Genomic DNA, 20,129 nt, shown 5'->3' on the forward strand with positions numbered 1-20,129 from the left:
GAGGTTAAACTTTTGATCGACGTAAATAAGTTTGAAAGTATGCAAATTGGTCTTGCATCACCTAACAAGATCAGAAGCTGGTCATATGGTGAAGTTAAGAAGCCAGAGACCATCAACTACCGTACTTTAAAGCCTGAAAAAGATGGCTTGTTTGATGAAAGAATTTTTGGGCCAACTAAAGATTGGTCATGTGCCTGTGGTAAGTATAAGGGTGTTAGATACCGCGGTATTGTTTGTGACCGTTGTGGTGTTGAAGTTACTTCTTCAAAGGTAAGAAGAGAACGGATGGGTCACATTGAATTAGCTGCACCTGTAACTCACATTTGGTACTTCAAGGGTATCCCATCAAGAATGGGTTTGGTCTTGGATATTTCTCCAAGATTACTTGAAGAAGTTATCTACTTTGCTGCATATATCGTAATTGATCCAGGTGACACTGATCTTGAGCCTAAGCAATTATTGACTGAAGCTGAATATCGTGAACAAAAAGCTAAGTATGGCAACCGTTTTGAAGCAAAAATGGGTGCTGAAGCTGTACGCGAATTGCTTAAGAAAGTTGACCTTGATAAAGAAGTTAATGACTTGAAGAAAGAACTTCAAACTGCTACTGGTCAAAAACGTACTCGTGCAATTAGACGTTTGGACATTTTGGATGCCTTTAAGAATTCAGGCAACAAGCCTGAATGGATGGTAATGGATGCTGTTCCAGTAATCCCACCAGATCTTCGTCCAATGGTTCAACTTGAAGGTGGGCGTTTTGCTACTTCAGATTTGAACGATTTGTACAGACGTGTAATTAACCGTAACAACCGTTTGAAGAGATTGCTTGACTTGAATGCACCTAATATCATCGTTCAAAACGAAAAGCGGATGCTTCAAGAAGCTGTCGATGCTTTAATTGATAACGGGCGTCGTGGTCGTCCAGTAGTTGGACCAGGTAACCGTCCATTGAAGTCACTTTCACACATGCTTAAAGGTAAGCAAGGTCGCTTCCGTCAAAACTTGCTTGGTAAGCGTGTTGACTACTCAGGTCGTTCAGTTATCGATGTTTCACCAAAATTGAAGTTCTATCAATGTGGTGTGCCACGTCCAATGGCTTTGGAATTATTCAAGCCATTTGTCATGCATGAATTGGTTAAGCGCGGAATTGCTTCTAACATTAAGAATGCTAAGCGTAAGATTGATCGTGAAGATGATGATATTTGGGATGTACTTGAAGATGTTATTAAGGAACGTCCAGTTCTTTTGAACCGGGCCCCTACTCTTCACCGTTTGAGTATCCAAGCATTTGAACCAATTTTGGTACCAGGTAAGTCTATTAGACTTCACCCATTAGCTTGTGAAGCTTACAATGCCGACTTCGATGGTGACCAGATGGCCATCCACGTTCCACTTTCAGATGAAGCTGTTGCTGAATCACGCTTATTGATGTTAGCAGCTCACCATATTTTGGCTCCTAAGGATGGTAAGCCAATCGTTACTCCATCACAGGATATCGTTTTGGGTAACTACTGGTTGACTCAAGCTGAACGTGGCCGTGAAGGTGAAGGCATGATCTTCAGTTCACCAGCTGAAGCTGCTGTAGCTTACGAAAATGGTGATATCCACTACCATACTATTATTGGTATGTCTGCAGATGCTATGCCTAAGAAGCCATGGCCTAAGGGTCATGAACACGGCATCTTTATCACTACTTACGGTAAGATTGTCTTTAACCAATTATTCCCTGATGATTACTTCTACATCAATGAACCAACTGAAGAAAACTTAAACAACCCATTGGCTGCTAAGTACTTCTTAGGTGAAGGCGAAGATATTAAGAAGAAGATTGATGAAGTGGGCGACGACTTAATCGCTAGTCCATTTAAGGGTAGTTTCTTGTCAGATTCAATTGCTACTATCTACAAGTATTACAAGGTTCAAAGAACTTCAGAATACTTGGATGATTTGAAGAAATTGGGTTACACTAGCTCAACTACTTCAGGTATTACTATTGGTATGACTGATGTTCCTGAAATCCAAGACAAGGATGAAAAGGTAGCCAAGGCTCGTAAACAAGTTGATGTTGTTTCTAAGCAATTTAGACGTGGTTTGATTACTGAACAAGAACGTCACGATCGAGTAATTAGCATTTGGAATGCATGTAAGGATAAGATTCAAAACGAAATCGCTCAAATTCACGCACCTCGTAACCCAATTTCAATCATGGCCGACTCAGGTGCCCGTGGTAACATTTCAAACTTTACTCAGTTAGCCGGTATGCGTGGTTTGATGGCCACTCCTAACGGTGGTTTGTTCGAAATTCCTGTTACTTCAAACTTCAAGGAAGGTTTGTCAGTATTGGAATTGTTCATGTCCACTCACGGTGCTCGTAAAGGTATGACTGATACTGCATTGAAGACTGCTCAGTCAGGTTACTTGACTCGTCGTTTGGTTGATGTTGCTCAGGATGTCATTATTCGTGATGATGATTGTGGTACTGATCGTGGTATTACAGTTAGTGCCATCATGGAAGGTGACGAAATGATCGAACCATTATTTGATCGTTTGGTTGGCCGTTTCACTGCTGAAACTGTTAAGAATCCTGAAACAGGTGAGACCATTGTTGGCAGAGATGTCATGATGGATGAAAACATGGCTCATAAGATTTGTGATGCTGGTGTAACTCATGTTAAGATTCGTTCAATTCTTACCTGTGATACTCCTCACGGTGTATGTCGCAAGTGTTACGGTATGAACCTTGCTACTGGTGAAGAAGTTGAAGTTGGTGAAGCAGTAGGTACTGTTGCTGCTCAATCAATTGGTGAACCTGGTACTCAGCTTACTTTGAGAACTTTCCACAACGGTGGTGTTGCCGGTGCTGAAGATATTACTCAAGGTTTGCCTCGTGTGCAAGAATTGTTTGAAGCACGTAACCCTAAGGGTCGTGCAACCATTTCTGAAGTTGATGGTGTAATTGATTCAATTCAAGAAAACCCAGCAGAACATACTCGTGAAATTACTGTTAAGGGCAAGATCGATACTAGAAGCTACAGTGTTCCTTACACTGCTTCAGTTGCTGTTGCTGAAGGTGACTATGTTCACCGCGGTGATAAGTTGACTCTAGGTTCTGTTGATCCTAAGGAATTGATCCAAGTTACTGATACTTTGACTACTGAAAAGTACATCTTGGCTGAAGTTCAAAAAGCCTACAGAATGCAGGGTGTAGACATTTCCGATAAGCACGTTGAAGTATTAACTCGTCAAATGTTGCAAAAGGTTCGTGTCCTTGATCCAGGTGAAACTGATATCTTACCAGGTGAGGTTATGGACATTGGTCAATTTAGAGATCGCAACAAGGAAGTTATTATTTCTGGTGGTATTCCAGCAACTGCTCAAAGCGTTATTTTGGGTATTACTAAGGCCGCTTTGGAAACTAATAGTTTCTTGTCAGCTGCTTCATTCCAGGAAACTACTCGTGTTCTTACTGATGCATCAATCAGAGGTAAGAATGATCCACTTCTTGGACTTAAGGAAAATGTTATTATTGGTAAGATTATTCCAGCTGGTACTGGTATGCCTGTATACCGCAGCATGGAACCTGAAGCTGACGTTAAGAAACCAGATTCAGTATATTCAATTGCCGATATCGAAAAACAAATGAAAGAAAAAGATAAAGCTAAGCAAGATTAGTTTTATGTAGAAAAAGGCGTTTCTACTCGTAGAAGAGTGGAAACGTCTTTTTTATTAAAAAATGAATTGGGTCAATATTATTCCTAGAAAAATGTAGGGAATAAAAGGATGACGCTGATTTAAGGAACTTTTTTCAAACAAGAAGATCAAAATCATGAGAATTGAGGCAAATAAAAATGCAAAATTAGCAAAAGATGGGGTAAAGTAACAGGCAATAACTAAGTAGATTAATAGGTCGCCTAATCCCATTTTCTTTTGCCAGATGTAATAGGCAAAAACAGTTAACAGTAAAAAGAATGAGAGCCAATCAATTAGAGAAAAAATAGCGAATTGGTTAAATATTAGAGCAATACTGAACGCGGGAATAAGAAAAAGCAGATCAAATTCTTGTTCCTGATAATCAGAAATAGCGACTGTTAAAAGGAAGAAAAGCAAGATTATGGTTGGTATTTCGTAGAGATTGCTAAAATTAATTGAACAAAAAGCGAAGCCGCCAATTAATTCGAATAAAAAAAGTTCAGCTGGAATTATTTGATGACAGTAGCGACATTTGCCATGAAGAAAAAGATAGGATAATAGGGGGATTTCGTCTAAGATTGATAATTCAAAATGACAATTATTACATTGAGAACGTGAATAAATAAAATTTTTATTATCCCAACGCTCATAAACTACTGCTGCATGGGATGCTAAGCAACTTCCAATTATAAAATTAGTAAGAACATATAAATGTTTCAAAAAATCACCTCTACTATTTATTACGCAAAAAAAGGTGATTTTTCTTTTTTTATTTTGAAAAAGTTTGATTTCTATTCAAAACCGAGTACAATAGTGTTTGTATGTTTTGAACAGTCTATTCGTGAGTCTAAAAAGAAACTCCCGGATGTGTGAACAAAATAGTATTTTAGGAGGAAAAATTAATGCCAACCATTAATCAATTGGTAAGAAAAGGCCGTCATTCAAAGGTTACTAAATCAAAGTCACCTGCTTTGAATTACAGCTACAATAGTATGAAGAAGGAATCAGTATTCAACCCAGCTCCACAAATGCGTGGTGTTGCAACTCGTGTTGGTACTATGACTCCAAAGAAGCCTAACTCAGCTTTACGTAAGTATGCTCGTGTTCGTCTTTCAAACTTGATCGAAGTTACTGCTTACATCCCAGGTGAAGGCCACAACTTGCAAGAACACTCAGTTGTATTAATCCGTGGTGGTCGTGTAAAGGACCTTCCTGGTGTACGTTACCACATCGTTCGTGGTGCCCTTGATACTGCTGGTGTTGATGGCAGAAAGCAAAGCCGTTCTAAGTACGGTACTAAGAAAGATTAAAGGAGGAGTTAAATAATGCCTAGAAAAGGTCACGTAACTAAGAGAGACGTTTTAGCAGATCCAGTTTACAACTCAAAGCTTGTTACTAAGTTAATCAACCACTTAATGATTGATGGTAAGAGAGCTAAGGCATCTTCAATCCTTTACGATGCTTTCAACATTGTTCAAGACAAGACTGGTAAAGAACCACTTGATGTGTTCGAAGAAGCTATGAACAACGTTATGCCAGTTTTGGAAGTTAGAGCTCGCCGTATCGGTGGTTCAAACTACCAAATCCCAGTTGAAGTACGTCCTGAAAGAAGAACTACTTTAGGCTTAAGATGGCTTGTTTCATACGCTCGTTTACGTAACGAACACACTATGGATGAACGTTTAGCTAACGAAATCATTGATGCTTCAAACAACACTGGTTCAGCTGTTAAGAAGCGTGAAGACGTTCACCGTATGGCTGAAGCTAACCGTGCATTTGCACACTACCGCTTCTAATTTGTTCGTTTTAATTTAAGGAGATAATAAATATATGGCTAACAAGCGTGAATTTCCATTAGCAAAGACACGTAACATTGGTATCATGGCCCACATTGATGCGGGTAAGACTACTACTACTGAACGTATCCTTTACTACACTGGTAAGATCCACAAAATTGGTGAAACTCACGAAGGTGATTCACAAATGGACTGGATGGACGAAGAAAAGGAACGTGGTATCACTATTACTTCTGCAGCCACTACTGCACAATGGAAAGACTACAGAATTAACATTATTGATACCCCAGGACACGTTGACTTTACTATCGAAGTAGAGCGTTCACTTCGTGTTCTTGATGGTGCTGTAACTGTTCTTGATGCTCAAGCTGGTGTTGAACCACAAACTGAAAACGTATGGCGTCAAGCTGAAACTTACGGTGTTCCTCGTATTGTTTTCGTTAACAAGATGGATAAGATCGGTGCTGACTTCGATAAGTCAGTTAAGTCATTGCATGAACGTTTAAACGCTAATGCACATGCTGTTCAAATGCCAATTGGTTCAGCAGATACCTTTGAAGGTGTTATTGACTTGATCAACATGGTAGCTGATATCTACGATGAAGATAAGCTTGGTTCTAAGTGGGATACTGTTCCAGTTCCAGATGAATACAAGGAAGAAGCTGAAAAGCGTCGTGGCGAATTAATTGAAGCTGTAGCTGATGTTGATGATGGCATCATGGAAAAGTACCTTGGCGGTGAAGAAATCTCTAATGATGAATTAAAGGCTGCTATCCGTAAAGCTACTTTGAACTTGGAATTCTTCCCAGTTTACGCAGGTTCAGCATTTAAGAACAAAGGTGTTCAAATGATGCTTGATGGTGTTGTTGACTACTTACCATCACCACTTGACGTAAAGCCTTATGTTGCTCACGATCCTAAGACTGGTGACGAAGTTGAACTTATGGCTGATGACAAGAAGCCATTTGCAGCTCTTGCATTTAAGATTGCTACTGACCCATTCGTAGGTCGTTTAACTTTCATCCGTGTTTACACCGGTTCTCTTGAATCAGGTTCATACGTATTGAACGCTTCAAAGAACTCACGTGAACGTGTAGGTCGTTTGCTTCAAATGCACGCCAACTCACGTACTGAAATTCCAGAAGTATTCTCAGGTGATATTGCTGGTGCCATCGGTTTGAAGAACACTACTACTGGTGACTCATTAACTGATCCAGATCACCCACTTATTTTGGAAAGCTTGAAAGTTCCAGATCCAGTTATCCAAGTATCAGTTGAACCTAAGTCAAAGGCTGACCGTGATAAGATGGACGTTGCTTTGCAAAAGCTTACTGAAGAAGACCCAACTTTCCGTGCTGAAACTAACCCAGAAACTGGTCAAACTTTGATTTCAGGTATGGGTGAACTTCACTTGGACATCATGGTTGAACGTATGAGACGTGAATTTAACGTTGATGCTAAGATCGGTGAACCACAAGTTGCTTACCGTGAAACCTTTACTAAGGAAGCTAAGGCACAAGGTAAATTCGTTCGTCAATCTGGTGGTAAAGGTCAATATGGTGATGTTTGGATCGACTTCACTCCTAACGAAGAAGGTAAGGGTTACGAATTTGAAGATGCCATCGTTGGTGGTGTTGTTCCTCGTGAATTTATTCCTTCAGTTGACCAAGGTTTACAAGAAGCTATGAAGAATGGTGTTCTTGCAGGCTACCCATTGATCGATGTTAAGGCTAAGCTTTACGATGGTAGTTATCACGAAGTCGATTCATCAGAAGCTGCCTTCAAGGTTGCTGCTTCACTTGCTTTGAAGAACGCTGCTTCAAAGGCTGGCGCTGTTATCTTGGAACCTATTATGAAGGTTCAAGTAACCACTCCAGAAGAATACTTAGGTGACGTTATGGGTTCAATCACTGCTCGTCGTGGTACTATGGAAGGCATGGAAGACAGAGCCGGCGCTAAGATCATTAACTCATTTGTTCCACTTTCAGAAATGTTTGGTTACGCAACTACTTTGCGTTCATCAACTCAAGGTCGTGGTACATTTACTATGGTATTTGATCACTACTCACCAACTCCTAAGTCAATTCAAGCTGATATTATTAAGAAACGTGGCGGAGACGCTGAATAATTTCGATAGAAATGTTTCCATAATGTCTTTGACTTAATTGAAAACAATTTCATATAAAAAAGAGTTATCAGTTAAATTTTGATAACTCTTTTTTTGTAAATAAATTTAAGAAAAAAGCTGTAAAGCCTTGATATTTAAGGGGAGACAAAGTACAATAGTCATTGTGCTTAAGGAGCAGTGTGCCCTTTAGGTATGAAATTGTTGTAAAGCGTTGACGCAAAAGGTTGCGGCACGCCAGGCTGCATTGCCACAGTGGCGTGCGGGGAATTTTTGCCGAGCGAGTCATCTTTTAAAGAAGACGTTAAGGAGGTAATTTAATGGCAAGTCAAACAATTCGTATTAGACTTAAGTCTTACGAACATGGTATTCTCGATGAATCAGCTGCTAAGATCGTAGCTACTGCAAAGAGAACTGGTGCTGAAATTTCAGGTCCAGTTCCTCTTCCAACAGAAAGAACTTTATTCACTGTTCTTCGTTCACCACACAAGGACAAGGACTCACGTGAACAATTCGAAATGCGTACTCACAAGCGTTTAATCGATATTTTGAATCCAACACCAAAGACTGTTGATTCATTAATGAAGCTTGATCTTCCAAGCGGTGTAGACATCGAAATTAAATTGTAATTTAAATAGAAAGAGGTGTAAACATGACCAAAGGAATCTTAGGAAGAAAAGTTGGTATGACTCAAATCTATACTAAAGATGGTGTCCTTGTTCCTGTAACTGTTGTTGAAGCAACTCCTAACGTTGTTATGCAAGTTAAGACTGTTGAATCAGACGGTTACGAAGCAGTTCAATTAGGTTACCAAGACAAGCGTGAAGTTTTGAGCAACAAACCAGAAAAAGGTCATGCTGATAAAGCAAAGACTTCGCCTAAGCGCTTCATTCGGGAAATCCGCGGTGTTGAGCTTAAGGACTATGAGGTCGGCTCAGAAGTTACTGTGGATACATTCAAGGAAGGTGACGTTGTAAACGTTACTGGTACTTCAAGAGGTCATGGATACCAAGGTAACATTAAGCGTTGGGGCCAATCAAGAGGACCAGAAACCCACGGTTCAAGATACCACAGAATTCCTGGTTCAATGGGTTCCATCATTAACCGTGTACCAAAGGGCAAGCGTTTGCCAGGTCACATGGGTGTGAAGAAAGTTACCATTGAAAACTTAGTAATTGAAAAAGTTGTTGCAGACAAGAACGTATTGATGATTAAGGGTAACGTACCTGGTGCTAAGAACTCATTGATCGTTGTTAAGACTGCTTCTAAAGCTGTAAAAGCTGATAAATAGGAAGGAGGACTAGAATGGCTAATTTAAAAGTTATGGATCAAAACGGTAAAGACTCTGGTGAAGTTACTTTAAACGATAAAGTTTTTGGTATTGAACCTAATGAAAGTGTCGTTTTTGAAGCAATTATTAGACAAAGAGCCGGTAAGCGTCAAGGTACCTCAAAGGTTAAAAACAGATCTGCCGTTCGCGGTGGTGGTAAGAAGCCTTGGAGACAAAAGGGTACTGGACGTGCTCGTCAAGGTTCTATCAGATCTCCACAATGGCGTGGTGGTGGTACAGTATTTGGCCCAACTCCACGTTCATATGCATACACGATGCCAAGAAAGCAACGTCGTTTGGCTATTAAGTCAGTTCTTTCCCAAAAGTTGATTGACAATGATTTGATCGTTTTAGACAAGTTGACCATGTCAACTCCTAAGACTAAAGATTTAGTATCAATGTTAAACGGCTTAAATGCTGACGGTAAGGTTTTAATTGTTTCAGATGATAACAATGTACAACTTTCCGCAAGAAACTTGACTAAGGTTAAGGTTGTTCCAGTTAATGGCTTAAACGTTGAAGATGCTGTTAACTACGGCAAGTTGATTTTAGATCAAGATGCTGTCAAGAAGATCGAGGAGGTTTTGGCTTAATGGACGCACGCGATATTATTTTAAGACCTGTCATTACTGAAAAGTCCACGAACTTAATGGATGATAAGAAGTACACATTCGACGTGCTTTTAACTGCAACCAAGACACAAGTTCGCAATGCTGTTGAAGAAATCTTCGATGTTAAGGTTAAGAACGTAAACATTATGAACGTTCGCGGCAAAGACAAACGAGTAGGTCGTTATACTGGTAAGACTGCTCGTCGCAGAAAGGCTATCGTTACTTTGACTAACGATTCAAACGACATCAAGATTTTCCAAGACGAAAACACAGAAGACAACAAGTAATAGGAGGTCAGTCAATTGGCTATTAAGATTTACAAGCCAACCACGAATGGTCGTCGTCATATGACTTCTTCCGACTTTGCTGAGATTACTAAGACAAAGCCAGAAAAGACTTTGCTTGAATCTCAATCACATACTGCAGGTCGTAACTCATATGGTCATATCACTGTTAGACACCGTGGTGGTGGTCACAAACAAAAATACCGTATTATCGACTTTAAGCGTAACAAGGATAATGCAAAGGCAGTTGTAAAGGCTATCGAATACGATCCAAACAGAACTGCAAACATCGCTTTGCTTCACTATACTGATGGTATTAAAGCTTACATTTTAGCACCTAAAGGCTTAAAAGTTGGCGATATTGTTGAATCAGGCGATTCAGTTGACATTAAGCCAGGTAACGCATTAGTATTGAAGAACATCCCAACTGGTACTTCAATTCACAATATTGAATTAAAGCCAGGTAAGGGTGGTCAACTTGTAAGAAGTGCTGGTGCTTCTGCTCAAGTTTTAGGTGCTGATGGTGACTACACTTTAGTAAGATTACAAAGTGGCGAAGTTCGTAAGATTTTGTCATCATGCCGTGCTACTATTGGTGTTGTTGGTAATGAACAACATTCATTAATTCAATTAGGTAAAGCTGGTCGTAAGCGTTGGTTAGGCAAGCGTCCACAATCACGTGGTTCCGTAATGAACCCTAACGATCACCCACATGGTGGTGGTGAAGGTAAAGCTCCAGTTGGTCGTCCACAACCTATGACTCCATGGGGTAAGAAGGCTCGTGGTATCAAGACTAGAGACACTAAGAAGGCTAGCGAGAAGTTAATCATTCGTCACCGTAAGGGTAGCAAGTAATAGAAGGAGGGTTAATTAATGAGCCGTAGTATTAAAAAAGGTCCTTTTGCTGATGCATCATTATTAAAGAAGGTTGATGCACAAGCAGATGCAGATAAGAAGCAAGTTATTAAGACTTGGTCACGTCGTTCAACTATTTTCCCTTCCTTTGTTGGTTTGACTATAGCTGTTTACGATGGTAGAAAACATGTTCCGGTATATGTTACTGAAGACATGGTTGGTCATAAGTTAGGTGAATTTGTTCCAACAAGAACTTTCCACGGACACAAATCCACTGATGATAAAGCCACAGCACAAGCTTAGAGGAAGGAGAAACATCTAAATGGCAGAACAAATTAGTTCAGCTAAGGCTGAAGCAAGAACTGTTCGCATCGCTCCAAGAAAAGCTCGTTTAGTCGTTGACTTAATTCGTGGCAAGAGCGTTGCTGAAGCATTAGCAATCTTAGAATTTACGCCTAGAGCTGCTTCCCCAATCGTTGAAAAAGTTTTACGTTCAGCTATTGCTAACGCAGAGCACAACTACGATCTTGAAAGTGCTAACCTTTACGTATCAGAAGCTTACGTAAATGAAGGTGCAACTTTGAAGAGATTCCGCCCACGTGCTAAGGGTATGGCTTCTCCAATCAACAAGAGAACCAGTCACGTAGTTGTAGTAGTTTCAGAAAAGAACGATTAAGGGAGGTATATTAATGGGTCAAAAGATTAACCCAAACGGTTTTCGTCTCGGTGTTATCCGTGATTGGGAATCAAAATGGTATGCTGACAAGGGATACAAAGAAACTTTAAACGAAGACCTTCGCATCAGAAAGTTTATTTCAGAAAAATTGAAGGATGCTTCAGTATCTACTGTTGAAATTGAACGTGCAGCTAACAGAATTAACATTTCAATTCATACCGCTAAGCCAGGTATGGTAATTGGTAAAGGTGGTTCTGAAGTTGAAGCTCTGAGAAAACAATTAAACGCTTTAACTGGCAAGCAAGTTCACATTAATATTGTTGAAATTAAGAAACCAGATCTTGATGCTAAATTAGTAGCAGATAGTATTGCTCGTCAACTTGAAGCTCGTATTGCTTTCAGACGTGCTATGCGTCAAGCTACTCAAAGAGCTATGCGTGCTGGTGCCAAGGGTATTAAGGTTCAAACTTCAGGTCGTTTGAACGGTGCCGATATGGCAAGAAGAGAATGGCACACAGAAGGTCGTGTTCCATTACAAACTTTGAGAGCTGATATTGATTACGCTTGGGTAAATGCTTTCACTACTTATGGTGAAATTGGTGTCCAAGTTTGGATCAATCGTGGTGAAATCTTACCTACACGTAAGAACAAGCCAGCTTCAAAGCCAGCGAAGGGAGGAAACAGATAATGCCTTTAGTACCAAAGCGAGTAAAACACCGTCGTGAATTCCGTGGTAAGATGCGTGGTGCTGCTAAGGGTGGTAAATATATTGCCTTTGGTGAATATGGTCTTGAAGCCCTCGAATCACATTGGATTACTAACCGTCAAATTGAAGCAGCACGTGTTGCTATGACTCGTTACATGAAACGTGGCGGTAAAGTCTGGATCAGAATTTTCCCTCAAAAGTCATACACTGCTAAAGGTGTTGGTGTACGTATGGGTTCAGGTAAAGGTGCACCAGCAGGTTGGGTAGCTGTAGTTAAGAGAGAAAAGATTATGTTCGAAATTGGTGGTGTTGATGAAGCAACTGCTCGTGAAGCTTTACGTCTTGCTTCAACTAAGTTACCAATTAAGACTAAGTTTGTAACTAGAAGTTCGGAAGTAGGTGGCGAATCTAATGAAGGCTAAAGATATCAGAGCATTAACCACTGATGAAATGTTAGAAAAAGAAAAGCAATATAAAGAAGAACTCTTCAATTTGCGTTTCCAACAAGCAACGGGTCAATTAGAAAATACCGCTCGCTTGAGCAAAGTCCGCAAGAATATCGCCAGAATTAAGACTATTCTGAGCGAAAAAGCGTTAGAAAACAATTAATGGAAGGGAGCTATTAACTTGAGCGAAACAAACGAAAGAAATCGTCGTCACGTATACCAAGGTCGTGTAGTTTCTGATAAGATGGACAAGACTATCGTTGTAGTTGTTGACACTTACAAGAATCACCCTGTTTACAGCAAGCGTATTAGATATTCAAAGAAGTACTACGCACAAGACGAAAATAACGAAGCTAAAGTTGGCGATACTGTACGTATCATGGAAACCCGTCCATTATCTCGTAAGAAGCGCTTCCGTTTAGTAAAGATTGTTAAGAAATCTGTTTAATTTGCGGATTTAGTGAGGGGAGGATTATACAGTGATTCAAAACGAATCCCGTTTAAAGGTTGCTGATAACTCTGGTGCCAGAGAACTTTTAGTTATTAGAGTCTTAGGTGGTTCAAAGCGTAAGACCGGTAACATTGGTGACATCGTAGTATGTACTGTTAAACAAGCAACACCAGGTGGCGTTGTCAAAAAAGGCGACGTTGTAAAAGCTGTTATTGTTAGAACTAAATCAGGTGCACGTCGTGAAGATGGGTCATACATCAAGTTCGACGAAAATGCTGGCGTAATTATTAACGCAGACAAGAGCCCACGTGGTACTCGTATCTTTGGGCCAGTTGCACGTGAGTTACGTGAGAACGACTTTATGAAGATCGTCTCTCTTGCTCCTGAAGTCTTATAATTGATAGTGAGGTGCACTGATGTTCGTTAAAACTGGTGACAAAGTTAAAGTTATTGCCGGAAAAGATAAAGGTAAAGAAGGTACTGTTCTTTCTGTTAACGTTAAGAAGAACCGTGTAGTTGTTAAGGGCGTTAACAAGATTAAGAAGCACCAAAAGCCTTCACAAACTAACGCTAATGGTGGTGTAGTTGAATCAGAAGGTTCAATTCATGCATCAAACGTTAAAGTAATTAGTAGTAAAAAAGAAGATAAATAGAAGGGAGGACACACATGGCAAGTTATTTAGCTAAGGAATACAATGAAAAGGTAGCTCCTGCATTAGAAGAAAAGTTTAACTACAAGTCATCTATGCAAGTACCTAAGATTGATAAGATCGTTTTGAACATGGGTGTTGGTGATGCAGTTTCTAACGCCAAGAACTTAGATGAAGCAGTTGAAGAATTAACTTTGATTTCAGGCCAAAAGCCATTGATTACTAAGGCTAAGAAGTCAATCGCTAACTTCCGTTTACGTGAAGGTATGTCTATCGGTGCTAAGGTAACCCTTAGAGGCGATAAGATGTATGACTTCTTGTACAAGTTAATCAATGTTTCTCTTCCACGTGTTCGTGACTTCCGTGGTGTATCAACTCGTTCATTTGATGGTCGTGGTAACTACACTTTAGGTATTAAAGAACAATTGATTTTCCCAGAAATCGATTTTGATAAAGTAAACCGCACTAGAGGTTTAGATATTGTTATCGTAACTACTGCCAACACTGATGAAGAAGCTCGTGAACTTTTGACTCAATTTGGTATGCCGTTTGCAAGATAGTGGAGGACATTAATGGCTAAAACATCACAAAAAATCAGAAATCGTCGTCCTGCTAAGTTCTCTTCACGCGAATATACACGTTGCGAGAGATGTGGTCGTCCACACTCCGTATACCGTAAATTCGGATTATGCCGTATTTGCTTAAAGGAATTAGCACACAAGGGTCAAATCCCTGGTCTTAAAAAGGCTAGTTGGTAGTATACGGTTAGGAGGATAGCTTAAATGGTCATGACAGATCCAATCGCAGATTACTTGACTAGAATCAGAAATGCCAACATGGCAAAGCACGATTCAGTTGAAATTCCTGCATCAAATATTAAAAAGTCTATTTCAGAAATTTTGAAGCGTGAAGGTTTCATCCGTGATTACGAAGTTGCAGATGACAACAAGCAAGGCGTTATCAAGGTATTCTTGAAATATGGTCCAAATGGAGAACGTGTTATCTCAGGTTTGAAGCGTATTTCTAAGCCAGGTCTTAGAAACTACGTTGGCGCTGAAGATTTACCTAAGGTTCTTAATGGCTTAGGCATTGCCATCGTTTCTACTTCTGCTGGTGTTATTACCGACAAGGAAGCAAGACAAAAGAGCGTTGGCGGCGAAGTAATTGCCTACGTTTGGTAATACTGACAGAAAGGAGAACAATCAATGAGCCGAATCGGTTTAAAGACTATTGAAGTCCCTGACAGTGTCACTGTTACCAAGGAAGGTGACAACATTACTGTTAAGGGTCCTAAGGGTGAATTAACTAGATACTTCGATCCAAAGATTAAGTTTGAACAAAAAGATGGTGAAATTAACTTTTCACGTTCAAGCGAAAGCGATAAAGCACTTCACGGTACTGAAAGAGCTAACTTAGCTTCAATGATCGAAGGTGTAGTTGATGGTTATAAGAAGACTTTAAAGTTAATCGGTGTTGGTTACCGTGCACAAGCACAAGGCAACAAGATTACTTTAAATGTTGGTTACTCACACCCAGTTGTATTGACTGCACCAGAAGGTGTTTCTGTAAAAGCAACTTCAGCAACTGATGTCGAAGTTGAAGGTGTTTCAAAACAAGATGTAGGTCAATTTGCAGCTGAAATCCGCGCCGTACGTCCACCAGAACCTTACAAGGGTAAAGGTATTCGTTATGTTGATGAATACGTACGTCGCAAGGAAGGTAAGACTGGTAAGTAATAAGTAGTTATTTTTGAGGTGAAATTGTGATTTCTAAACCAGATAAAAACAAGTTACGTTTAAAGCGCCATAGACGCGTTCGTGGAAAGATTTCTGGTACTGCTGAGCGCCCACGCTTAAGCATCTTTCGTTCAAATAAAAACATCTACGCTCAATTAATTGATGACGTAGCGGGTGTTACGCTTGCAAGCGCCTCAACTTTGGATGAAAACGTATCAGATGCAACTAAGGTAGAACAAGCGGCAGCTGTTGGTAAGGCAATTGCTGAAGCTGCAAAGGCTAAAAATATTTCTACTGTTGTATTCGACAGAAGTGGTTACTTATACCACGGCCGTGTTCAAGCATTAGCTGATGCTGCTCGTGAAAACGGATTAGATTTCTAGGAAAGGAGAATTAACACATGGCAAACCGCAATGATTCTCGTAACAATCGCAGAAACAAAGACGATATCGAAGATCAATTAGTCGCTGTCAACCGTATTACTAAGGTTGTTAAAGGTGGCCGTCGCATGAGATTTGCTGCTCTTGTTGTTGTTGGCGACAAGAAAGGCCGTGTAGGTTTTGGTACTGGTAAAGCTCAAGAAGTCCCAGAAGCAATCCGTAAGGCTGTAGAAGACGGTAAGAAGAAAATGATCAACGTACCTAAAGTTGGTACTACTATTCCTCATGAAGTTATTGGTCACTACGGCTCAGGTAATATTTTATTGAAGCCTGCTGAAGCCGGTTCTGGTGTTGCTGCTGGTGGTGCCGTACGTATCGTTATGGATATGGCTGGTATCTCAGACGTAACTTCAAAGTCACTTGGTTCAAACACTCCAATCAATGTTGTTCGTGCAACTATTGATGGTTTGAAGAAGCTTAGAACTAGTGAAGAAGTTACAAAACTTCGTCAACCTGAAAGAGCTTAAGATTAGGGAGATCATAGATGACTGATTTAAAGATTACTTTAATTAGAAGTGTTGCTCACCGTCTACCTCAACAAAGAAAGATCGTTAAAGCTCTTGGTTTAGGTAGAGTAGATAGTACTGTTGTTCTTCCAGACAACGCTGCTACTCGTGGTGCATTATTAAAGATTGCTCACTTAATCTCTGTTGAAGAGATTAACAAATAGAATATCAAGGAGGTGCCAAATTAATGAAGCTTCATGAATTACATTCTGCTGAAGGCTCACGTCGCAATAGAAAACGTGTTGGTCGTGGTACTTCAAGTGGTTATGGTAAAACATCTGGCCGTGGTCAAAAGGGTCAATTAGCTCGTCAAGGCGGTCATACTCGTTTAGGTTTTGAAGGTGGTCAAATGCCATTATTCAGAACTATGCCTAAGCGTGGTTTTAAGAACATTAACCGCAAAGAATATGCAATTGTAAATTTAGATGATTTAAACAAGTTCGAAGACGGCAGTGAAGTAACTGTAGAATCACTTAAAGACAATGGCTTGGTAAAGAAAGAATTATCAGGTGTTAAGTTACTTGGCAATGGCGAATTAAAAGTTAAGTTAACTGTAAAGGTTAATAAAGTTTCCGCATCTGCTAAGAAAGCAGTTGAAGCCGCTGGCGGAACTGTTGAGGTGATCTAATGTTTTCGACCTTGAAGAACGCCTTTAAAGATAAAGAAATTAGAAATAAGATTTATTTTACACTCTTTATTCTTTTGCTATACCGGATCGGTGCTAATATTACTGTTCCTGGTGTTAATGCAAAGGCGATCACACAGGTTGCTCAAACTGGGTTAGTTCCAATGTTGGATACTGTATCCGGTGGTGGATTAGATAATTATTCAATATTTTCCTTGGGTGTTTCCCCTTATATTACAGCGCAAATTGTTATCCAGTTGTTACAAATGGATATCGTTCCTACGCTGGTAGAGTGGGGAAAACAAGGTGAGGTAGGTCGGCGTAAAACGAATCAAGTTACCCGATACTTAGCATTAGTTGTTGCATTTATTCAAAGTATTGGTATTACGCTAGGATTCAATGCCTTAACTCAGATGGGGTTGGTAAAGAATCAGACACCACAGACCTATATCGAAATTGCCATTATTATGACTGCTGGCACCATGCTATTAACATGGTTAGGTGATGAGATTACCGATAAAGGTTTAGGCAATGGAGTATCAGTAATTATTTTTGCTGGTATTATTGCAAGATTACCAAGTGGTTTATGGCAGATTTATAAAGAAGAAATTATTAATACTAGCGCCAGTGATCGTTGGCAAGGCATTTTGTTCTTCATCGCGGTTATAGTTGCAATCCTTATCGTAACGCAATTTGTTACATGGGTTGAACAAGCTGATCGTCGTATTCCGATTCAATATACAAGAAGAGCGACGATTAGTGGTTCTGAAAGTTTTCTACCATTAAAGGTTAATGTATCTGGGGTTATTCCAGTTATTTTTGCCAGTTCTTTTATTGTTACACCGGCAACAATTTTAATGGCCTTTCAAAGGACCCAAGGCGATCAACAATGGTTTAAAGTAATGAACCAAATTTTTAGCTTACAAACTACTCCTGGAGTAATTATTTACACTATTTTAATTATCTTATTTACATTCTTCTACGCTTTCGTACAGGTCAATCCTGAGAAGCTAGCAGAAAACTTACAAAAACAAGGTGCTTATATTCCTAGTGTATGGCCAGGAAAAGATACTCAGGACTATATTTCAAAGATGTTGATGAAGTTATCAACTGTAGGTTCATTATTCTTAGGTTTAGTTGCTCTGCTGCCACAATTGGCTACTAACTTTTGGAATCTCCCAAGTTCCATTGGTTTAGGAGGAACAAGTCTTTTAATTGTGATTGGGGTTGTACTTGAGTTATCTCGTCAAATTAACGGCTTGTTAATGAAGAGAGAATATGTTGGATTCATCAGATAGGAACGGATAAATGATTAACTTAATTCTTTTAGGTCTACCAGGTGCTGGTAAAGGTACAGCATCAGAGAAAATCGTTGATAAATATCACTTAACTCATATCTCAACTGGAGATATGTTTAGGGAAGCAATGGCTAACAAGACTAAGGTTGGTCTTGAAGCTAAGAGTTATATCGATAAGGGGAATTTAGTCCCTGACGAAGTTACTGCTAAGTTAGTGGAAGAACGTTTAAGTCAACCAGATATTAAAGAAGGTTTTATCTTAGACGGTTTTCCAAGAACTACTGTACAAGCGGAACTTTTAGACGGTATTACTAAGCGCTTAAAGAAGCCTTTAACAAATGTCATTGCGCTTGAAGTTGACGAAGACACTTTGATTAAGCGTTTATCAGCAAGATACATGTGTAAAAATTGTGGAGCTACTTATAATAAGCTTTCTAAGCAACCTAAAGTTGAGGGTACTTGTGATCGCTGTGGTAGTCATGAGTTTTATCAACGTGAAGATGATAAGCCAGAAGTTGTTAAGAATCGTCTTGAAGTTAATGAAAAGATGAATGCACCTTTGAAGGACTTTTATCAAAAGAAAGGTTTGCTTACTGTAATTAATGGTGAACAAACTCCAGAAAAAGTCTTTGAAGATATTGATGCGGTGTTGAGCAATAATCAATAAGAAGAAAATTTTGTATAATTTTTTATCCGTGTTATAATTTCAAAGTATATGACTGTTTAATTGCGGAGGAACAACTTTGGCAAAAGATGATGTCATTGAAGTAGAAGGTAAGGTAGTTGATACCTTACCTAATGCTATGTTTAAAGTTGAATTGGAAAATGGAGCCACAATTTTAGCACATGTTTCTGGGAAGATTAGAATGCACTATATTCGTATCTTACCTGGAGACCGTGTAACTGTGGAATTATCTCCATATGATTTAACTAAAGGTAGAATTACGTATCGGTTTATAAAGTAATATAACGGAGGGAAACATGAAGGTTAGACCATCTGTTAAACCAATGTGTGAACATTGTAAAGTTATCAAGAGACATGGCCGTGTTATGGTAATTTGTTCAGCAAATCCAAAGCACAAGCAACGTCAAGGTTAAAAATAGAGGGGGTGTAGTTTATGGCTCGTATTGCTGGTGTTGACTTACCAAGAGACAAGAGAATCGTTATCGCTTTAACTTACATTTACGGTATCGGTGAAGCAACTGCTAAGAAGATTTGCGCTGATGCTGGTGTATCTGAAGATATCCGTTCAAAGGATTTAACTCCAGAAGATCAAGAAAAGCTTCGTGCTGAAGTTGATAAGTACCGTGTTGAAGGTGACTTACGTCGTGAAGTAAGCATGAACATTAAGCGTTTAGTTGATATTGGTTCTTACCGTGGTATTCGTCACCGCCGTGGACTTCCAGTTCGTGGCCAAAATACCAAGAACAATGCTCGTACTCGTAAGGGTACTAAGAGAAATCGTTAATTTTATTTATAAGGAGGTTTATTGATGCCTGCAAAGAAAACAGCACGTAAGCGTCGTGTGAAGAAGCATGTTGAAAGCGGTGTGGCTCACATTCACTCAACGTTTAATAATACTTTAGTCATGATTACTGACGTTCAAGGTAATGCAGTTGCTTGGTCTTCAGCTGGTGCATTGGGCTTTAAGGGTAGTCGTAAGTCTACTCCATTTGCAGCTCAAATGGCAGCTGAAGCAGCAGCTAAGAGTGCAATGGACCAAGGTATGAAACATGTAGAAGTTTCAGTTAAAGGTCCTGGTGCTGGTCGTGAATCTGCTATTAGATCACTTCAAGCAACTGGTCTTGAAATTACTGCAATTCGTGACGTTACGCCAGTTCCCCACAATGGTTCCAGACCACCAAAACGTCGTCGTGTTTAATTTTGTCCTTGGTATAGGACG

At 39.7% G+C, this 20,129-nt stretch carries 32 protein-coding genes; 31 read left to right on the plus strand and 1 reads right to left on the minus strand.

The annotated features are described in order from the left end of the window. Window positions 1-12: 12 nt before the first annotated feature. On the plus strand, window positions 13-3,672 hold the full coding sequence (gene rpoC / locus Q0Y84_RS03230; protein WP_297950772.1) for a DNA-directed RNA polymerase subunit beta': 3,660 nt from the start codon (window positions 13-15) through the stop codon (window positions 3,670-3,672). A 54-nt stretch (window positions 3,673-3,726) separates the two neighbouring features. On the opposite strand, the gene Q0Y84_RS03235 is transcribed toward rpoC, so the two are convergent. Beyond that, the gene (locus tag Q0Y84_RS03235) at window positions 3,727-4,410 is read right to left on the minus strand and encodes an A24 family peptidase (RefSeq protein ID WP_297950774.1); all 684 of its coding nucleotides are present in this window, start codon (window positions 4,408-4,410) and stop codon (window positions 3,727-3,729) included. 182 nt (window positions 4,411-4,592) lie between these two features. Between Q0Y84_RS03235 and rpsL the strand changes: the two genes are divergently transcribed. The 30 genes from rpsL (at window position 4,593) to rpsK (ending at window position 20,108) form a co-directional block, all read left to right on the plus strand. After that, window positions 4,593-5,000 (plus strand): 30S ribosomal protein S12, encoded by a 408-nt coding sequence (gene rpsL / locus Q0Y84_RS03240; protein WP_005720327.1) that lies wholly within the window; start codon window positions 4,593-4,595, stop codon window positions 4,998-5,000. Window positions 5,001-5,015: 15 nt separating this feature from the next. Beyond that, the gene (rpsG, locus tag Q0Y84_RS03245; RefSeq protein ID WP_003549021.1) at window positions 5,016-5,486 is read left to right on the plus strand and encodes a 30S ribosomal protein S7; all 471 of its coding nucleotides are present in this window, start codon (window positions 5,016-5,018) and stop codon (window positions 5,484-5,486) included. Window positions 5,487-5,520: 34 nt separating this feature from the next. After that, on the plus strand, window positions 5,521-7,614 hold the full coding sequence (fusA, locus tag Q0Y84_RS03250; protein WP_297950784.1) for an elongation factor G: 2,094 nt from the start codon (window positions 5,521-5,523) through the stop codon (window positions 7,612-7,614). Between the two features lie 317 nt (window positions 7,615-7,931). Further along, window positions 7,932-8,240, plus strand: coding sequence for a 30S ribosomal protein S10 (gene rpsJ / locus Q0Y84_RS03255; protein ID WP_025014717.1), 309 nt, complete (start codon window positions 7,932-7,934; stop codon window positions 8,238-8,240). Between the two features lie 23 nt (window positions 8,241-8,263). Next, window positions 8,264-8,902 (plus strand): 50S ribosomal protein L3, encoded by a 639-nt coding sequence (gene rplC / locus Q0Y84_RS03260; RefSeq protein WP_297950788.1) that lies wholly within the window; start codon window positions 8,264-8,266, stop codon window positions 8,900-8,902. A 14-nt stretch (window positions 8,903-8,916) separates the two neighbouring features. Beyond that, the gene (gene rplD / locus Q0Y84_RS03265; RefSeq protein ID WP_297950790.1) at window positions 8,917-9,534 is read left to right on the plus strand and encodes a 50S ribosomal protein L4; all 618 of its coding nucleotides are present in this window, start codon (window positions 8,917-8,919) and stop codon (window positions 9,532-9,534) included. Further along, on the plus strand, window positions 9,534-9,839 hold the full coding sequence (gene rplW / locus Q0Y84_RS03270; protein WP_297950792.1) for a 50S ribosomal protein L23: 306 nt from the start codon (window positions 9,534-9,536) through the stop codon (window positions 9,837-9,839). Before rplD ends, rplW begins: the two co-directional genes overlap by 1 nt. A 15-nt stretch (window positions 9,840-9,854) precedes the next feature. Beyond that, window positions 9,855-10,691 (plus strand): 50S ribosomal protein L2, encoded by an 837-nt coding sequence (rplB, locus tag Q0Y84_RS03275; RefSeq protein WP_297950794.1) that lies wholly within the window; start codon window positions 9,855-9,857, stop codon window positions 10,689-10,691. A gap of 18 nt (window positions 10,692-10,709) precedes the next feature. After that, window positions 10,710-10,994, plus strand: coding sequence for a 30S ribosomal protein S19 (rpsS, locus tag Q0Y84_RS03280; RefSeq protein WP_297950796.1), 285 nt, complete (start codon window positions 10,710-10,712; stop codon window positions 10,992-10,994). A gap of 19 nt (window positions 10,995-11,013) precedes the next feature. After that, window positions 11,014-11,367 carry a 50S ribosomal protein L22 gene (gene rplV, locus Q0Y84_RS03285; RefSeq protein WP_003625788.1) on the plus strand — a complete coding sequence of 118 codons (354 nt, stop codon included), beginning with the start codon at window positions 11,014-11,016 and terminating at the stop codon, window positions 11,365-11,367. A gap of 13 nt (window positions 11,368-11,380) precedes the next feature. Continuing rightward, complete coding sequence (rpsC, locus tag Q0Y84_RS03290) at window positions 11,381-12,055, plus strand: 30S ribosomal protein S3 (RefSeq protein WP_297950812.1); 675 nt, start codon at window positions 11,381-11,383, stop codon at window positions 12,053-12,055. Then, window positions 12,055-12,495: a 50S ribosomal protein L16 gene (gene rplP / locus Q0Y84_RS03295; RefSeq protein WP_003625792.1), complete on the plus strand. Its 441-nt coding sequence runs from the start codon at window positions 12,055-12,057 to the stop codon at window positions 12,493-12,495. Before rpsC ends, rplP begins: the two co-directional genes overlap by 1 nt. Continuing rightward, window positions 12,485-12,682: a 50S ribosomal protein L29 gene (gene rpmC, locus Q0Y84_RS03300; RefSeq protein ID WP_003549032.1), complete on the plus strand. Its 198-nt coding sequence runs from the start codon at window positions 12,485-12,487 to the stop codon at window positions 12,680-12,682. The genes rplP and rpmC overlap by 11 nt, the downstream gene beginning before the upstream one ends. Before the next feature lie 18 nt (window positions 12,683-12,700). Next, window positions 12,701-12,967 (plus strand): 30S ribosomal protein S17, encoded by a 267-nt coding sequence (gene rpsQ, locus Q0Y84_RS03305; RefSeq protein WP_003631302.1) that lies wholly within the window; start codon window positions 12,701-12,703, stop codon window positions 12,965-12,967. Window positions 12,968-12,998: 31 nt separating this feature from the next. Further along, window positions 12,999-13,367 carry a 50S ribosomal protein L14 gene (gene rplN, locus Q0Y84_RS03310; RefSeq protein ID WP_003549034.1) on the plus strand — a complete coding sequence of 123 codons (369 nt, stop codon included), beginning with the start codon at window positions 12,999-13,001 and terminating at the stop codon, window positions 13,365-13,367. Window positions 13,368-13,386: 19 nt separating this feature from the next. Then, window positions 13,387-13,623 carry a 50S ribosomal protein L24 gene (gene rplX, locus Q0Y84_RS03315; protein ID WP_297950824.1) on the plus strand — a complete coding sequence of 79 codons (237 nt, stop codon included), beginning with the start codon at window positions 13,387-13,389 and terminating at the stop codon, window positions 13,621-13,623. Window positions 13,624-13,637: 14 nt separating this feature from the next. Beyond that, window positions 13,638-14,180, plus strand: coding sequence for a 50S ribosomal protein L5 (gene rplE / locus Q0Y84_RS03320; RefSeq protein WP_005725345.1), 543 nt, complete (start codon window positions 13,638-13,640; stop codon window positions 14,178-14,180). A gap of 12 nt (window positions 14,181-14,192) precedes the next feature. Beyond that, window positions 14,193-14,378, plus strand: coding sequence for a type Z 30S ribosomal protein S14 (locus Q0Y84_RS03325; RefSeq protein ID WP_003549037.1), 186 nt, complete (start codon window positions 14,193-14,195; stop codon window positions 14,376-14,378). 24 nt (window positions 14,379-14,402) lie between these two features. After that, window positions 14,403-14,801, plus strand: coding sequence for a 30S ribosomal protein S8 (rpsH, locus tag Q0Y84_RS03330; protein WP_297950831.1), 399 nt, complete (start codon window positions 14,403-14,405; stop codon window positions 14,799-14,801). Between the two features lie 24 nt (window positions 14,802-14,825). Beyond that, on the plus strand, window positions 14,826-15,356 hold the full coding sequence (rplF, locus tag Q0Y84_RS03335; protein ID WP_005720348.1) for a 50S ribosomal protein L6: 531 nt from the start codon (window positions 14,826-14,828) through the stop codon (window positions 15,354-15,356). Window positions 15,357-15,382: 26 nt separating this feature from the next. After that, window positions 15,383-15,739, plus strand: a complete 357-nt coding sequence (gene rplR, locus Q0Y84_RS03340) for a 50S ribosomal protein L18 (protein ID WP_297950833.1) — start codon at window positions 15,383-15,385, stop codon at window positions 15,737-15,739. 17 nt (window positions 15,740-15,756) lie between these two features. After that, a complete protein-coding gene (rpsE, locus tag Q0Y84_RS03345; protein ID WP_297950835.1) occupies window positions 15,757-16,263 on the plus strand; it encodes a 30S ribosomal protein S5 in 507 nt (168 codons plus the stop codon). 17 nt (window positions 16,264-16,280) lie between these two features. After that, complete coding sequence (rpmD, locus tag Q0Y84_RS03350) at window positions 16,281-16,466, plus strand: 50S ribosomal protein L30 (RefSeq protein WP_005720351.1); 186 nt, start codon at window positions 16,281-16,283, stop codon at window positions 16,464-16,466. Window positions 16,467-16,489: 23 nt separating this feature from the next. Continuing rightward, entirely contained in the window at window positions 16,490-16,930 is a 441-nt protein-coding gene (gene rplO / locus Q0Y84_RS03355; RefSeq protein WP_297950837.1) for a 50S ribosomal protein L15, read from the plus strand. Continuing rightward, window positions 16,930-18,225, plus strand: a complete 1,296-nt coding sequence (secY, locus tag Q0Y84_RS03360) for a preprotein translocase subunit SecY (RefSeq protein ID WP_297950838.1) — start codon at window positions 16,930-16,932, stop codon at window positions 18,223-18,225. Before rplO ends, secY begins: the two co-directional genes overlap by 1 nt. Before the next feature lie 10 nt (window positions 18,226-18,235). After that, the gene (locus Q0Y84_RS03365; protein WP_297950840.1) at window positions 18,236-18,892 is read left to right on the plus strand and encodes an adenylate kinase; all 657 of its coding nucleotides are present in this window, start codon (window positions 18,236-18,238) and stop codon (window positions 18,890-18,892) included. A 76-nt stretch (window positions 18,893-18,968) separates the two neighbouring features. After that, window positions 18,969-19,190, plus strand: a complete 222-nt coding sequence (gene infA / locus Q0Y84_RS03370) for a translation initiation factor IF-1 (protein WP_002878178.1) — start codon at window positions 18,969-18,971, stop codon at window positions 19,188-19,190. A 16-nt stretch (window positions 19,191-19,206) separates the two neighbouring features. After that, window positions 19,207-19,323 carry a 50S ribosomal protein L36 gene (rpmJ, locus tag Q0Y84_RS03375; RefSeq protein WP_005721621.1) on the plus strand — a complete coding sequence of 39 codons (117 nt, stop codon included), beginning with the start codon at window positions 19,207-19,209 and terminating at the stop codon, window positions 19,321-19,323. 20 nt (window positions 19,324-19,343) lie between these two features. Further along, window positions 19,344-19,694: a 30S ribosomal protein S13 gene (gene rpsM, locus Q0Y84_RS03380; protein ID WP_005724162.1), complete on the plus strand. Its 351-nt coding sequence runs from the start codon at window positions 19,344-19,346 to the stop codon at window positions 19,692-19,694. A 24-nt stretch (window positions 19,695-19,718) separates the two neighbouring features. Continuing rightward, on the plus strand, window positions 19,719-20,108 hold the full coding sequence (gene rpsK / locus Q0Y84_RS03385; protein WP_003625817.1) for a 30S ribosomal protein S11: 390 nt from the start codon (window positions 19,719-19,721) through the stop codon (window positions 20,106-20,108). Window positions 20,109-20,129: the final 21 nt, after the last annotated feature.

The sequence above is a fragment of the uncultured Lactobacillus sp. genome (assembly GCF_947367125.1).
Lineage (GTDB): Bacteria > Bacillota > Bacilli > Lactobacillales > Lactobacillaceae > Lactobacillus.